The 14,717-nt window shown below is 45.6% G+C and carries 15 protein-coding genes; 9 read left to right on the forward strand and 6 right to left on the reverse strand.

The window, feature by feature from the left end:
* Positions 1-36 precede the first annotated feature (36 nt).
* Both ACOJUN_RS01145 and ACOJUN_RS01150 read left to right on the forward strand, forming a co-directional pair.
* Positions 37-705, forward strand: a complete 669-nt coding sequence (locus ACOJUN_RS01145) for a SanA/YdcF family protein (protein ID WP_422134851.1) — start codon at positions 37-39, stop codon at positions 703-705.
* A gap of 13 nt (positions 706-718) precedes the next feature.
* Positions 719-1,477 carry a substrate-binding periplasmic protein gene (locus tag ACOJUN_RS01150; RefSeq protein ID WP_422134852.1) on the forward strand — a complete coding sequence of 253 codons (759 nt, stop codon included), beginning with the start codon at positions 719-721 and terminating at the stop codon, positions 1,475-1,477.
* A gap of 24 nt (positions 1,478-1,501) precedes the next feature.
* Here ACOJUN_RS01150 and ACOJUN_RS01155 read toward each other — a convergent pair whose 3' ends face one another.
* Positions 1,502-1,834, reverse strand: a complete 333-nt coding sequence (locus ACOJUN_RS01155) for an STAS domain-containing protein (protein ID WP_422134853.1) — start codon at positions 1,832-1,834, stop codon at positions 1,502-1,504.
* A 455-nt stretch (positions 1,835-2,289) separates the two neighbouring features.
* Here ACOJUN_RS01155 and ACOJUN_RS01160 point away from each other — a divergent pair, with 455 nt between their 5' ends.
* From ACOJUN_RS01160 to ACOJUN_RS01170, 3 genes are read left to right on the forward strand one after another with little or no spacing between them, the layout of a single operon-like run.
* Positions 2,290-4,392: a putative bifunctional diguanylate cyclase/phosphodiesterase gene (locus tag ACOJUN_RS01160; RefSeq protein ID WP_422134854.1), complete on the forward strand. Its 2,103-nt coding sequence runs from the start codon at positions 2,290-2,292 to the stop codon at positions 4,390-4,392.
* Positions 4,367-5,266, forward strand: a complete 900-nt coding sequence (locus tag ACOJUN_RS01165) for a hypothetical protein (protein WP_422134855.1) — start codon at positions 4,367-4,369, stop codon at positions 5,264-5,266. The genes ACOJUN_RS01160 and ACOJUN_RS01165 overlap by 26 nt, the downstream gene beginning before the upstream one ends.
* A gap of 32 nt (positions 5,267-5,298) precedes the next feature.
* Positions 5,299-5,937 carry a sugar transferase gene (locus ACOJUN_RS01170; RefSeq protein WP_422134856.1) on the forward strand — a complete coding sequence of 213 codons (639 nt, stop codon included), beginning with the start codon at positions 5,299-5,301 and terminating at the stop codon, positions 5,935-5,937.
* 20 nt (positions 5,938-5,957) lie between these two features.
* Here the strand turns inward: ACOJUN_RS01170 and ACOJUN_RS01175 are convergent, their stop codons facing one another.
* The 3 genes from ACOJUN_RS01175 to sctC all read right to left on the reverse strand — a co-directional run bounded on the left by ACOJUN_RS01175 (position 5,958) and on the right by sctC (position 10,055).
* A complete protein-coding gene (locus tag ACOJUN_RS01175; protein ID WP_422134857.1) occupies positions 5,958-6,113 on the reverse strand; it encodes a hypothetical protein in 156 nt (51 codons plus the stop codon).
* A 59-nt stretch (positions 6,114-6,172) separates the two neighbouring features.
* On the reverse strand, positions 6,173-7,729 hold the full coding sequence (glpD, locus tag ACOJUN_RS01180; RefSeq protein ID WP_422134858.1) for a glycerol-3-phosphate dehydrogenase: 1,557 nt from the start codon (positions 7,727-7,729) through the stop codon (positions 6,173-6,175).
* Positions 7,730-7,892: 163 nt separating this feature from the next.
* A complete protein-coding gene (gene sctC / locus ACOJUN_RS01185; RefSeq protein ID WP_422134859.1) occupies positions 7,893-10,055 on the reverse strand; it encodes a type III secretion system outer membrane ring subunit SctC in 2,163 nt (720 codons plus the stop codon).
* Between the two features lie 254 nt (positions 10,056-10,309).
* Between sctC and ACOJUN_RS01190 the strand changes: the two genes are divergently transcribed.
* Genes ACOJUN_RS01190 through sctV form a run of 3 tightly spaced genes read left to right on the forward strand, consistent with a single transcriptional unit; the run spans position 10,310 to position 13,138 of the window.
* A complete protein-coding gene (locus ACOJUN_RS01190) occupies positions 10,310-10,681 on the forward strand; it encodes a hypothetical protein (RefSeq protein WP_422134860.1) in 372 nt (123 codons plus the stop codon).
* Positions 10,682-10,705: 24 nt separating this feature from the next.
* The gene (locus ACOJUN_RS01195; protein ID WP_317145497.1) at positions 10,706-10,999 is read left to right on the forward strand and encodes a hypothetical protein; all 294 of its coding nucleotides are present in this window, start codon (positions 10,706-10,708) and stop codon (positions 10,997-10,999) included.
* Between the two features lie 51 nt (positions 11,000-11,050).
* A complete protein-coding gene (sctV, locus tag ACOJUN_RS01200) occupies positions 11,051-13,138 on the forward strand; it encodes a type III secretion system export apparatus subunit SctV (RefSeq protein ID WP_422134861.1) in 2,088 nt (695 codons plus the stop codon).
* A 112-nt stretch (positions 13,139-13,250) separates the two neighbouring features.
* Here sctV and ACOJUN_RS01205 read toward each other — a convergent pair whose 3' ends face one another.
* Together ACOJUN_RS01205 and ACOJUN_RS01210 are read right to left on the reverse strand one after the other, a co-directional pair.
* Positions 13,251-13,784 carry a GNAT family N-acetyltransferase gene (locus tag ACOJUN_RS01205; protein ID WP_422134862.1) on the reverse strand — a complete coding sequence of 178 codons (534 nt, stop codon included), beginning with the start codon at positions 13,782-13,784 and terminating at the stop codon, positions 13,251-13,253.
* Positions 13,785-13,857: 73 nt separating this feature from the next.
* Positions 13,858-14,163, reverse strand: coding sequence for a hypothetical protein (locus ACOJUN_RS01210; RefSeq protein WP_317145494.1), 306 nt, complete (start codon positions 14,161-14,163; stop codon positions 13,858-13,860).
* 235 nt (positions 14,164-14,398) lie between these two features.
* Here ACOJUN_RS01210 and ACOJUN_RS01215 point away from each other — a divergent pair, with 235 nt between their 5' ends.
* The gene (locus ACOJUN_RS01215) at positions 14,399-14,677 is read left to right on the forward strand and encodes a hypothetical protein (RefSeq protein WP_422134863.1); all 279 of its coding nucleotides are present in this window, start codon (positions 14,399-14,401) and stop codon (positions 14,675-14,677) included.
* Positions 14,678-14,717 lie beyond the last annotated feature (40 nt).

The following is a 14,717-nucleotide window of genomic DNA, read 5'->3' on the forward strand; positions in this document are numbered from 1 at the left end:
CTGTCTCTGAATTCCTTATTTTACGGAGACTTCCGAATGCAGGGCAGGCCGACCCGCCTAAAGGTTGTTACTGGCTTGTTTGCTGGAGCTGTGATAGGACTCATTTCCCTGATCGCTATCGCCAACTGGCTGGTCAATACCAAAACCAGCTCGCGGCTTTATAACAATGTAGAAAGCATTCCATACAATAAAGTCGGTGTTCTGCTCGGCACCAGTAAGTACTCTCGTGAAGGCGGGTTTAACAACCATTATGCTCTCAGGCTCAAGACTGCCTATCTTCTCTACACCCGGGACAAGATCGATTATATTTTGATCAGCGGCGACAATGGAACACCTTATTATGATGAGCCGAGCACCATCCGAAAGGACCTTTTGAAAATGGGCATTCCTGCCGAAAGGATCTACAGGGATTATGCAGGTTTTCGAACCCTGGACTCCATTATCAGGGCAAAGTTTGTCTTCGGGCTTGATACGTTCACCATAATTTCCCAGACCTATCACAATAAACGGGCACTCTATATCGCCCAGAATAAAGAAATTAATGCTATTGCTTTTAACGCTGGTGACGGGGCCGATAGTGACCTGAGCAATAAGGCCAGAGAGATCCTTGCAAGAGTTCTGGCCGTCCTGGAAGTTCACTGGTTAAACACTGGCCCCAAGTACCTGGGCCCAACGATCGATATTGGTAATACACCTCCGACATAGAACCAGACCTGAAATGCGACTGATTATCAACAAAAAAAAGACAGGCATACATTTTTTGGCTTTCTGCCTGCTTCTACCCAGCACTCTCGCTCTGGCCGATCAAAACAGGATCACTATTTCAACAGGGATGTATCCGACAGATTACCCTCCTCTTTCATGGAAAGATGGAAGAAAAGGCATTGTGCAGAAAACCCTTGAAGCCATCAGCGAGCGGAGCGACTTTGACTTCACGGAAGAGTACTACCCTTTCAACCGTATCATTTACAAGGTAGGCAATGGCAGCCTGGATCTGCAAGCCTGGAGCTCCCCCCAGTGGCGAGAAGGCGTTTCCGGGAAAGTTTACTTTACCGAACCTTTTGCAGAGCACTGTGAAATCATTGTGCAGTTACAAGGCAGTAAACTGGAAGTAAACCAACCTGGCGACCTTCAGGGAAAGCGACTTGGGGTGGTGCAGAACTATACCTTTAAGACTTTTGAACCTTACTTCCAATCCGGAGAAGTGATTCGCCACAACTCCAGGGATGAAGTGCACGCTCTGAAGCTTCTGGAGAAAGGCCGAAATGATGCAGCACTGATGGACGAAATGGTAGCACGCCACCTCATTAAAACCCGGTTCGCGGGTTTGTTTGTGACAGGGAAAACATTCGACTGTGTTCCTGTGACATTCATGTTCAGTAAGTCTGCTGAAAAGCACGGAATAAAGATCAACAGGATTCTTCAAAAGTTAAAGTCAGAAGGTGTCATAGATCAGATAATAAAAATGTATCGATAAAGGATAACGACGTCCTAAAATTCCTTAGAGATTGGACAAGTAATCGTCTAAATCACTAAATTGCCTGATCGTTTTATTAATTTGTAACATGCTCAGAAGCTCGTCCGTCTTAGCATTTACACCTACCAAGGTAAGCTTTCTTTTTTCAATTTTTAAACGCTTATAAAGAAAGACCAATACACCAATACCAGAAGAATCAAACTTTTCAACAGAACTCATGTCTATAATCAAATCACCTGAGCAATCTTTGATCAGGTGATCGAGTTGAGATCTTAAACCATTAACGGTTTCAGCATTAAATTGACCTTTCAGTGAGATGACATCATATGACTGAGCGTGCGAGATTGAGTAATCCATTACTTCCTACTCCTTAACTTTACTCCTGACTTTCAACAGCGAAGAACCAGACATTTTTTACAAGTTCTATTCTCATAATAGACAAGCCGTAGCCTAAAAGATGAACACATCTATATCCTTTGGCAATAACAAAACAAGCTCAAAATAACACTTCCCAATCAAAATACTCTTTTGCCAACTTGCCATCGTTTTTTTAAAGAAAAAACAAATAAAAAACCTTCCGACAATTATTTTACCTGATAAAAAGCTAATTAAAATTGTGTTTAAGGATTACAATTTTGTATTAGTAAACTGCTCTCAACTTCCTATAGTTAATTTCACAAGGAAATAAAAAACTCTTAAGCCAACATTTGTTTGCTCACTAGTTGCTTTCCTCTTTTTTTAATACATAGCCAACCTCGTTGAAGTCTGTCGTTGAAAACGTTCTATGGATGGCGTCAAAAAAGTCAAAGAATATGGAAACCAGCACAAGCATTGATGCTAAGCAACGCTTATCTGCCAAATTGCTAAAAGCTGTTCTAATGGCAGCCTGTGTGCTGGGTATTTCGATCAGCTGTGTTCAGATTTTCTTTGATGCCCGCCAGTCCAGCAAAAGCATTGACTCGGAAGCCTGGCAAATGCTGTCTATGATCAGGGAACCCTCCATTCAGGCCGCCCACAGAATGGAACCCACAATGGGCGAAGAGATTCTTTTCGGGTTAATGGAGCATCAGGCAGTTCACATCGCGGCGATCAAAATACCCAATGAACCTGAACTTGCTGTTATAAAGCGTGACCTTTCCAAATCAGGGTATCGCTATTTTTCAGACTATCTATTTGAACCTGTTCGAATTTATCGTATTCCTCTGTACAAAAAAGAACCCGTTCATGAACATTACGGCGAGCTCTTTTTGGCCATTGATACGGCTCACCATGGCCAGGAGTTCATTCAGCGCTCAGTGATAGTAATGGTCAGCGGTATTTTCAGAGCTATTGCAATGGCATTCTTGCTCTACCTGATCTATTCATTGATTCTTACTAAACCTCTGAACCGTTTGATCAGAAACCTGTCTCAGATTAACCCGGACGCTCCCGGCTCTCATAAACTGCGCATCCCAAATGGCCATCAGAACAATGAGCTCGGTCTTTGGGTTAGAACAGGCAATCAGCTACTGGAATCAATAGAACGAAACCTGAACCTGAGACAGAAAGCTGAGGCTCAGATCATGAGACTGTCTCAGTATGACTATTTAACCCGCCTGCCAAACAGAAGAACCTTGCAGAAGCACTTGCAGAGCATGATCAATAAACCCGGGAGCTCTGATAACAATATTGCCATTCTCTGTCTCGGCCTTGATGATTTCAAATCACTAAATGCCCATTTCAATTTCAATGCGGCAGAGCATACACTGGTCAAAATTGCAGATCGTCTGAGAAACCATATTGGTAATAGAGGCTTCATCGGTAAGCTTGGAGAGGATCAGTTTGCAATCATTCTTTCTAAAATCGCCCAACCGTATACAGCAGCTGAAACGGCTCAGGCACTTCTGAAACAGCTGGCAACCCCCATTACAGTGAATGATGAAAAGATAACCATTAACGGAACTGTTGGTATCACGTTATTTCCTGACGATGGTCAGCAAGTGGATAATCTCTTGCAGCAGGCTGAATTCGCCATGATTATGGCCAAGTCCAGAAATCAGAACCGCTACCAATTTTATATTGCCTCCGTTGATACCGAGATCCGGCAGCGCAAGAAACTTGAAAGGGATCTTCATGAAGCTCTGAAGCATCATGAACTCAGTCTGGTGTATCAACCACAGATTGATTTCAAAACTTCCCGGATGGTGGGTGCAGAGGCTTTACTTCGTTGGAAACATCCTGAGAAGGGACTTATTTCACCGGAAATGTTTATCCCTATGGCAGAAGATAATCTGGAAATTATTCCTATAGGTGACTGGGTGCTTGAATCGGCATGCCAACAGCTCCATGAATGGCATAAAACAGAGTTCCATGATCTGAGAATCGCCGTGAACCTTTCTGCCATTCAGCTAAGAGACAAAAATATCGTTGATCGCATCAAATACCTGTTAAAAAAATATCAGATTCCCCCCCAGTTGCTGGAAATTGAAGTGACTGAGACCTCCATAATGGAAGATATTGAGCTTTCCTCTGAACAGCTCAATAACATCAAGGCAACGGGCATTACCCTTGCAATGGATGATTTCGGCACAGGCTACTCCTCATTAAGTTACCTGAAACAGTTTCCATTCGATAAATTGAAAATAGATAAATCCTTTGTCGAAGGGCTACCAGGAAATAAGGAAAACACCGTTATCGTTGAAGCCATTATTCAACTGGGTCGCAGCTTTGGCATTAAAGTCATCGCCGAAGGTGTTGAAAACAAAGAGCAGGAAACACACCTTATCAAGTCAGGTTGCACAGAAGGCCAGGGGTACTTTTACAGCAAACCCCTTGCGGATCAGGAATTTGCTGAATTTTTAAGAAACTGGAAAAACAAATCTGCTAGCTCCAGGAAAAGGACATTCCCCAATGAACCCGACGTCGACAAGCACTGAAGAAACCACTCGTGCCATTGAGCGCTACCTGACCGACAACCCTGGCGATGAGTCACTGAATGCACTTGGCATGACGGCAGATGGGCGGATTGTCCGGTTGGCCGAGCATGATGAATGCCAACGGCTGGAACTGCATCAGATGCTTGAACAACAGCTCGGAACGCTAATGCCCCCGGAGTTAGATCAGTCGATAAGGGAGCGGATGATTGAGAACGCACTAAAAACTGGCGTTCAGACCCTGGGTGAATATAAGAAGAAGATTCGTCGGGACCGGCAAATCCGAAATAGGTTAGAGACTTTGAAGGCTGATTATGCCGCTCAATTTGCCATCATGCACGAACGGACCGAAACGAAAGTGGGCCGAAAGGGAGAGACCGAAACCGGTGGTTGCGGGTCAATCTATGGTATAGCAGATTGGGATTATCACTTCAGTAATGAGTTTACCCGGACGCATTGGAAATTCATGAGCAATTTCAAACGTGGAACTAATGTCGCCAGAGATTTTTTCATGAGTAACGTGATTACGTACCAGCTTGAATGGACTTTTCTGGACAAACGCTGGCTTCTGGAACTGCCAACAGCCATTGAACGCTGCAAAATTGTCAATAATGTGACTCTCGATGTTTTGCGCCATCATCATCAGGATTACAGCACCGAAAGCTTTCGCAAAGACTTTCTGGAAACCACCCATAATGGCAAGAGCACTGTAAGAGTCGCACAGGACCTGGGACTTAAAATTGCCGACCTGACCGTGACTTACTGTGACAAGCCCGTCAAAGCAGTCAATCTCGATGCACTATTTAATGCCCGAAGAGAAAAGACCTTTTCTGTGATTGTGCACGTTTATCCGGACTCCTCGATTTACGATGTATGAAATGAAAGCCGAAGCTAAAAGGGAGTCGAACCATGAAAGGAGTCACCTATATTCACCCGCTTACCACTCTCGGTAAAAGAGCAATGGATTTGGTCTTAGCAGTGATCGGCATTATTTTTACACTGCCTCTTTACCCCTTCATTGCTTTAATGATCAAACTGGACAGTCCTGGTCCGGTTTTTTATCGTCAGATGCGTATTGGCTATCAGAGCAAAAACTATGTCTGCCTCTTTCTGATGAACCGGTTCAGAACCATGAGCGTCGATAAAGAAGCCCAAGGTGACCCTGTCCGGACGACGAAGAATGAACTCCGAGTCACAAAAGCAGGTCTTTTTCTTCGCAGGACCCGTCTGGATAAATTACCTCAACTCTGGAATGTTCTCATGGGCGATATGTCCATCGTCGGTCCCAAACCTGAGCGCCTTGGAATCTGCCATAAGCTGGAAGACAACATCCCCTTTTATACCGAAAGAACCTATGATGTTATCCCCGGAATGACCGGACTGGCTCAGGTAAACCTGAGTTGCGACGAAACCCTCTATGATCTGAGAAACAGAGTCGCTTATGACCATGCCTATGCGCTGTCTTTGAGCAACCCTGCTGACTGGCTAAAGATGGACGTTAGCATCCTGCTCAAAACTCTTTGGGTTATGGCAACGGGCAAGCGGTAACCACCATCAAACTAATGACCTCAATAATTCAGATGGTTCGCTACCAGTATGTCCAGTGCTCTGCGCATTCCTTCCCGGCCATGCACCTCAGTTTGGAAAGGGTCGGCCAGAGGCTTCTGAAGCAGTGAACACCCTATCCCTTCCAGTGCTTCACGCTCCTTTGGCCACAAGAGCACATGAGGATAGACCCCTTTTGTGTAAGAAAGGTGGCTGATGTCTCCACCTTTACACGACTTTATACCACTTTCTTCAGTAATGAGCCGTTATCGATAAATCGATCCGGAATCAGTTCAGGTAACCTTTTTGTAAGATAGGCTTCCAGTTTGGTCTTGCCGGTTTTATCCAGCTCAATGCCCAGCTTGCTTCGACGCCAGATGATATCTTCAACCTGGTAAGCCCACTCATGCTCAATCAGATAATCAACCTCAGCGGCATAGAGACCGGCACCGAAATACTCTCCCAAATCGTCCAATGAACGACTCTCTCCCATCAAACGACGACTCAGGCTTCCATAAGTTCTACTGAAGCGGGAAGCGATCTCTGGAGGCAGCCAGGGGTAAGCATTGCAAAGCTCTTCGGTACAGTCCTGAACACTCTTGAACCCTTCACTGCCCGGCAGCTGACAGGCTTTGGTCCAGCTTTCACCCATAACAGGGAAATAAGGCTTAAGTTTGCCAATAGCCGCTTCAGCCAGCTTACGATAGGTCGTGAGTTTACCGCCAAAGATAGAAAGCAACGGCGCCTTGCCGTCCTGATCTTCCAGCTCCATGGTGTAGTCACGGGTAATCGCCTGGGGAGAGTCTGATTCATCTTCACAGAGTGGCCGCACTCCAGAGTAATCCCAAACAACGTCATTCAGTGAGATCTGTTGTTTAAAGTGTTTGTTCACGATATCACAAAGATAACGTTTTTCATCTTCAGAGCAGCATACATCAGCAGGATCACCCTTATACTCAACGTCGGTGGTACCCACCAATGAATATTGGTCCAGATAAGGAATGACGAAAACAATCCGGTTATCTTCGTTCTGCAAAATATAAGCACGTGGCTCTTCGTGAATACGAGGAACAATGATATGACTGCCTTTGATCAAACGAATTTTACGCGGGGATCTTTGCTTCAGCCCCTCATCAAAGAAAGATTGAACCCAGGGGCCGGCCGCATTCAGCAGGGCACGACTTCGAACAATAGACTCTTCTCCAGTGATCTCGTCACGAAGAGTAATATGCCAGACGCCATCTTTTCGTTCCGCATGCAATGCCTGAGTGCGAGTTCGAACTTCCCCACCTTTTCTCTGAAGCTCCATAGCATTCAGAACGACCAGACGGGCATCATCTACCCAGGCATCAGAATATTCGAAGCCTTTTCTGAAGTCTTCCCTGAGTGCAGAATCCTTGCCAAACCTGAGAGACTTTGATCCCTTCAGAGAAAACCTGGCACTGAGGTTGTCATAGAGAAAGAGCCCGGCACGAATCATCCAGGCGGGTCTCAGATGCGGTCTGTGAGGCAGACAAAAGCGCATGGGAGAAGCAATGTGAGGAGCCATTTTAAGCAGAACTTCTCTCTCTGCCAGCGCTTCCCTGACCAGTCGGAACTCATAATGCTCCAGATATCTGAGACCACCATGAATCAGCTTGCTGCTGGCTGATGAGGTGGCACCGGCCAGATCGGACTTCTCGCACAGACCTACTTTCAGGCCCCTGCCTGCTGCATCTACGGCAATGCCTACACCATTGATACCACCACCAATCACGTAGATGTCAAAGAGATCCCCTGTCTGCACCTGTTTCATTTTACTCACACCCAAAACGAATATTTACGAATACTTATAAACTATAGTGAACTTAATAGTACAAAAAAAACCAATACATTTACCAATTCGGACAAATACGAATATACAGGTGACTCATAACGGGGCAACAACACAAATAGGAAGGGTGCAGGAAGACCTTAGATCAGGCTCCTGCACCAAGAATGCGAGGGGTTATCAGGAACAGGCGCATTTGGCTGATGTTTTGCTTCTTATCGGCACGGAACAAGCGACCAAGAACAGGTATATCGCCAAGTACCGGAACTTTAGTCGTCTTCTGATCCTGACTTTCTTTATAGAAGCCACCAATCAGCAAACTTTCATTTTCGTTTACGATTGCTTGTGTACTAATCGAGCTGTTACTGACCCTGGGCAGGGAAAGGTTCTGGTCGTTGGAATCTCCTCCATCCTGAATATTCACACTCATATGGATCCGACGACCCATCTCCTCTTTGACAATTCTGGGGGTAACCTGAACAACGGTTCCCGAAGTAACGGGGAACAGTTCTGCATCTTCCTGGCTGGCCACCTGAACATAAAAGGTACTGCTGTTATCGAAGACTGCCTCCAGATTGTCCAGTGTAAGAATGGAAGGTTTGGAAACAACTTTGGCTCGACCTTCATCCTCCAATAGACTGAGTCGAGCATTAAAACTGCCAATGTTCATACCCAGAACAGTCGTAAATGAAGAGAAGTCATCAGCATAGGCAGAAGAACCCGGATCAAAAGTAATTTCAGAATTCGTTCCACGGGTATTGTTCCAGTCAACACCCAGCGCTTCTATGTCGGCTGTATTAACATCAATAATGGAGACGCTGACCTCGACCTGGGAAGAAGGTTTGTCCAGAGATTCAATAAGGCCTTCATACATGACCATCTTGGACTCCAGATCATGGACAATAATGGCATTCAGCCTCGGATCTGCACTAATGTAAGCCCCTTCTATATAGGCACCGGCATTCAATGCTTCTTCGGGCTGCCGGGACTGCTGTTTATTCTGAGCACCATTGCGAACAACACCCTTTGCGGGCTGCATTGCAAGTGGTTCAACAGGCTTACGTTCAACGCTGGCAACCCCTCCTCCACTGACGATGTTTCTTAACAGGCTAGCTACTCCGGGAACAACAATCTGCTGACCTCTGAAATTGAAACTTTTATCGGTAGCCCAAGCGTACTTGAGTCTGAACATACGCACTGTCAGTTTACTCTTCTGCCGTTCCCCCTCTTTATCATCGAGTAACTCAGCCGTTTGCCCCACTATTTCAATGTATCTTGGTGGTCCGGATACATAGATCAGGCCATCTTTTGGCTGTTCTTTCCAGAAAAAGCGACCGTCCCAGACACCCACTTTTTTAAGTGTTTTCTTGAAGTCCCGGGTACTCATGTATTCTAGGCTGATGATCTTTTGCTCAGCTGAACTGCCACTGTAAATGTAGAGTGAGTGGCCATCAAAATACCAGATAAACCCGTAAATATTAGCCATGTGATCCAAAAAATCGACGGGCGTCAGTGGACCAATCTTGCCGTTCACTTCTCCTATAACATCTTCAGAGATAACGATTGGAACATAGTAACTGGCAGCAAAGTTCTGTAATGCCTCAAGCAGATCTTCACCACTGCCATAGAAGGAATAAGGACGGTCTCCAAAGACAGCCAGGGCTGGAGAGTCTGAATCTTTTACGTCCTCCTCCAATTCTTCCAATAATGCCTTGCTGGCCGCCTCAATACTTTTCATCTGTTTGACCGCAGACTCAGAACTATCTTGTTCCCTGGATGATGCTTCAACTTCCAGAGGAATATCAAAGCCAACCCTGACTTCGGGCTGTGGAGCCTTTCGCACATAGTTGTAGTCGATATTTTCGATACCTGTCGTTTGTTTCTGACCACCCATCCACTGCTGCAACCTGAAATATTCCTCTTCATCAGGTCTGGATCTTGACGGAGGAAACGCAGTTGCATCCAGAGCCTGAACCGGAGGCTCTGCTGGCCGGGTTGTCAGAAACCCGGGCTCAACATATTCGGTAGAATTATCTGGAAGGTATATGGTTTGTCCCACCATCAGATTTGAAGGGTTGCTAATATTGTTCAACTCAGCCAGCTCATGGAGCTCAAAACCATAATTCTGAGCAATGATGAAGAGCGATTCACCAGGGCGCACAATATGCCTTCGAGTAGTGTCAGATTGGGAAACGGAAGACCAGACCGCCGCCTGAGAATTGGACGACAACAAGCCAGCAAAAAGTATTTGGCTTAACAAAGCCAGAGCAGGCAACAAAATCAGCCAGAGCTTTAGATTTTTTGAGCCCATTTGAAGAGTGCCTCCATGCCCATCCTCTAAACAACCCAGTAATAAAGGTATTAACGGCTAAATAAACTTTTTACAATTAATATTTTATTTTTTTATAACTATTTTGAATACACAACAGAATAAGACCAGTGTATCCAAGATTACCCATCAATTCTAATCATTTACACAGTTTTAGAGCCAGTGCTACGGTTTACTGTCATCCAGCCGATGCTAAAACGAAGATAATCAATTCATCTAAATAGAGGCTGTGCATTATGGACGTGTCTTTTAAAAACGGTCTTTCGGGGATTTCATTCATCAATAATGATTTCATTGATAAAGATTTTCCGAAAAACAAGTCTTCTTTTAAACCCTCCGGCAAGGGTATTTCAGCCGAGCTCTGGAAAGCCCTTGAACTGGGTCGTAACTACCAGAATCGTGAAAAAAAATACGCGCTCGGCCTGACTGAAAAGACTCCTTCACTCTCCCCTGATGAACATCACATGATGACGGATATGGCCATGAGCCTTCTAAGTAAACACGCTGAAGAATGGCCCGAAGCAAAAGCAGCTCTGGCCGTATTAAAAGAGTCAAAAGAATTGCAGGAATACCTGACCATGACACGAAACGTTCTGGTCGCAGGCTAATAGCAACAATAGGGAGGAGAAACCATGAATAGGCCATTAAGACAGTGGTTACTGGCTCAGGCCTCTTATTATATGGAGTATCTACAGCCACGAAAGTCGATCGCTTTGTTGGAAGCCGTTAGACGATTTGAGCCCAAAAATCCCGATGTTTATCGAATGCTCAGCTACGCCTACCTGCAAACGGATCGACCTGAAGATTCCATCAAGGCCGCCGATACTTTTCTGCAGTACGCGAAGCCTGGAATGGATACCCGGGCTATTAAATGGATCAAGGGGCGAGCACTGCTCAAAAAGAGAAAGAAAGCTGCTGTAAAATAATCTCTTGCTTGACCAGACTGCTCTCTCCTGCAAACAGACTGGTCATAAAGCATGAATCCTGTCGTCGCAGGGCTTAATAAACTGGGCCAAAGAAATGACCTGATGCTGGCAGTCATGCTGGTAGCCATCGTCAGTCTCATCATTTTGCCCATGCCCACCGTTCTGGTGGACTTTCTTATTGCCCTTAACATGGGGCTCTCTTTCATCCTGATGATGACGTCTATCTATCTGTTATCTCCGCTGGAATTCTCTTCGTTTCCAGCAGTGCTTCTGGTAACGACCCTGTTCAGGCTGGCACTGTCCATCACCACTACCCGACTGATACTTCTCCAGGCTGATGCTGGTGAAATCGTCTATACCTTCGGTAATTTTGTGGTCGGCGGCAACTTGATTGTCGGTATCGTAATCTTCCTGATCATCACGATTGTGCAGTTCCTTGTCATCACCAAGGGCTCAGAGAGGGTTGCAGAAGTCAGTGCCCGCTTCTCACTGGACGGTATGCCCGGTAAACAGATGAGTATCGACGCCGACCTTCGTGCCGGCTCCATCGAGATGGAAGAAGCACAAAAACGTCGGGAACTGGTGCAGAAAGAAAGTCAGATGTACGGCTCCATGGATGGCGCCATGAAGTTCGTTAAAGGTGATGCCATCGCGGGTCTGATCATTATCTTTGTGAACATCACAGCTGGTGTTGCCATTGGTACCATGATGAACGATATGACGGCAGGTGAGGCATTGCAGCTTTATGCCATACTGACTGTGGGCGATGGTCTGATTTCACAGATACCAGCTCTGCTGATCTCCATCACCTCCGGTATTATCGTCACCAGGGTCTCCAACGAAGACTCCAAAGATCTGGGTAATGAAATTGGTGGACAGCTGCTCGATAAACCCAAAGCGCTTCTGGTTGGGGGCGTTCTGCTTCTTGGCTTTGCCCTGATTCCCGGTTTTCCCACATTCATATTTCTAATGCTGGCTCTGATAATTGGTGGTGGTGGCTATTACCTGTTGAGGAAGGCCTCCCGCGAGATGGCTCAGGAAGCCGAAGGCGGAATTCCAGCCATGGCCGCTGCGACTGAAACAGCCGGAGATGCCAAGTCCAGACTGGATCAACAGGAAGAGTTTACACAAACCCTGCCACTGATTATTGATGTACCGACTTCCATTCAGGAAACATTGAACACCCAGATGCTTAACGATGAGCTTCTGAAAGTTCGAAAAGCTCTATACATGGATCTCGGGGTTCCCTTCCCTGGTATCCATCTTCGCTTTAATGACTCGATGATGGACAACACCTATTCCATCATGCTTCAGGAAGTTCCTGTGGCGAACGGCCATTTCAGACCGGGTTATGTCTTCGTGCGCGAAACCATCGACCATCTGGAAATGCTGAAAATACCTTATGAGCAGGAAGAAGATTTCCTACCCAGCCTTGATACGCTGTGGGCAGAAGAAAGCCAGAAAGAGAAGTTGGAAAAAAATAATGTTAATTACATGGATGCCCCTAAAATCCTGACATTTCATCTGGCACATGTATTGAAAAAATACGCAGAAGAGTTCATTGGCATTCAGGAAACCCGATATTTGCTGGAAAAAATGGAATCTTCATTTGGCGAGCTGATAAAGGAAGTCCAGCGTCTTCTACCAGTCAATAAAATCACTGAAATATTCCAGCGACTGGTCTCAGAAGACATCTCGATCAGAAACCTGAGGTCCATACTCCAGGCACTGGTCGTCTGGGGCCATAAAGAAAAAGAAGTGGTTCAGCTAACTGAATACGTCCGCTCATCATTGAAACGATACATCAGTTACAAGTATTCGAATGGTAAAAACATGCTGCCCGTATATCTTCTTGATCAAGATGTAGAAGATACCATTCGTGGTGGCATCCGACAGACGTCGGCAGGCAGTTACCTGGCCCTTGATCCGTCCCAGTCTGCTCGCTTTGTCGAGAATGTAAAAAACACAGTGGGTAAAATTGGACACCTTGAACATAAGCCTGTCCTGATCACATCCATGGATATTCGCAGATACGTCAGGAAACTTCTGGAACTGGAAGTTTATGATCTGGCCGTATTGTCCCACCAGGAGCTTACTGAAGAGATCACAGTACAACCTTTGGGTCGTATATCACTTTGATCAATGCTGATAACTCAGACAGCCTATTCTCTTTAGTAGAAAGGCTGTCTGCTTAGAAAAGAAAGTCAGGGAATGAAGACAGATCTTCTTTTAAAGGACGTTAGCTGGAGGATTATTGAAGATCAGAGCGAACCAGACCGTAAACGTATTGATCAAAGTAATCTTCACCTTTGAAAATATGTTTTCGGAGGACACCTTCGAGTTGGAAGCCGCACTTTTCGAGTACTTTCCCAGACCCCTTATTGTAATCAACAACATCGGCATAAATGCGAACCAGACCCATTTCGTCCATAGCATACTGGGTAACCCGGCTGAGAGCTTGAGTCATTACCCCTTTACCCCAGTGAGACTCAGATAACCAGTAGCCGATTTCAGCCGTAAAGCGATGAACATCCAGTTGGGTTACAAAGCCGATCTCACCGATGGCCTCCCCCTGATGATCAATCACAAAACGGGAATCAGCTTCATTTTCCTTCACATGCTGAATCCATGCCCTGGCGTGCTCTATCGTATAGGGGTGAGGAAAACTGTCCCTGAGATTCTTGGCCACATTCCAGTTGTTGCCATGACGTGAAAGTGATGGTGCATCACCATAAAGAAAGCTTCTAACACAATATCCGTTACCCAGATCAAAGCGCATATCCATAGCCTGACATGATCAATTTATCAGGTATTCAATCGGCAAAATACTGTGTGACTGAAGAGAGGCATAAGGTCTGTTACTGCCTTTTTTTCATTTTATCCAACATAGCATCAACAACAGCTCTTGCTTCATCCTGCGCATCGGGCATAGTGTCAGGGTTAAGGTCGGGAGCTACACGCCATTCAATGACGCGTTTGGCAAGTTTTCGAGCCAGAACGCCAACGATATCATCAAGGTACTTTTCATCCAGCATGGGCAAGTCCATAAACCGAAGGTGTACTAAAAGCTGCTCCGATTTGCCTTCTTCTTTCATGTGGATAGCAAAATCGCCTGCGTCTGATGTGCTCTGACTGATGGTCAATGTGAAATGTTGGCCACTCATAACATTCTCCAAACATAACTAATCCAGTTGTCGGCGAAGCTATGGCGGGCTTTAAGGTATGCCCCCCCTGTTCTTACACAGATTGGAAATAAAAATCCTTGATCCATAGAACAACCTCCATTTCGCTCTCAGGTAAACTTTCAGCCCACTTAGCTACAATGAAGAATGTTTGTGGGCGATATAAGCAAGGATAGACATAACCGCTCATCAGAATATTCAACCCAGGGAGAGAACCATGATCACAAACCATGACGCTGAACCCATCCAGCCTTCCAACCGTGGTCAAGTTGAACCGACCAAGCCGGTACAGCCAATTGATGCGGCTGAGGCTGAGCGCTTTGCTAATCTCAAGAAGCAGGCAGAGATGAAAGAAGGTGAGGCTAGTGAAGTCGAAGACGGCATGATCAGCCCGGAAGAGCTTCAAAGGCAGATCAGGGAGAACCTTTTCAAAAATGGCTTTAACAAGGCTATGGAGAAAGCTCGGGAAATATCTAAAGAGTTAAAAGAGGGCTAACCCTCTAGCTCTTTTACTTTTTTTTGATAGATTTCAATAG

Origin of the sequence: Endozoicomonas sp. ALD040 (genome assembly GCF_049275945.1) — a bacterium.
Taxonomy (GTDB): domain Bacteria; phylum Pseudomonadota; class Gammaproteobacteria; order Pseudomonadales; family Endozoicomonadaceae; genus Endozoicomonas_A.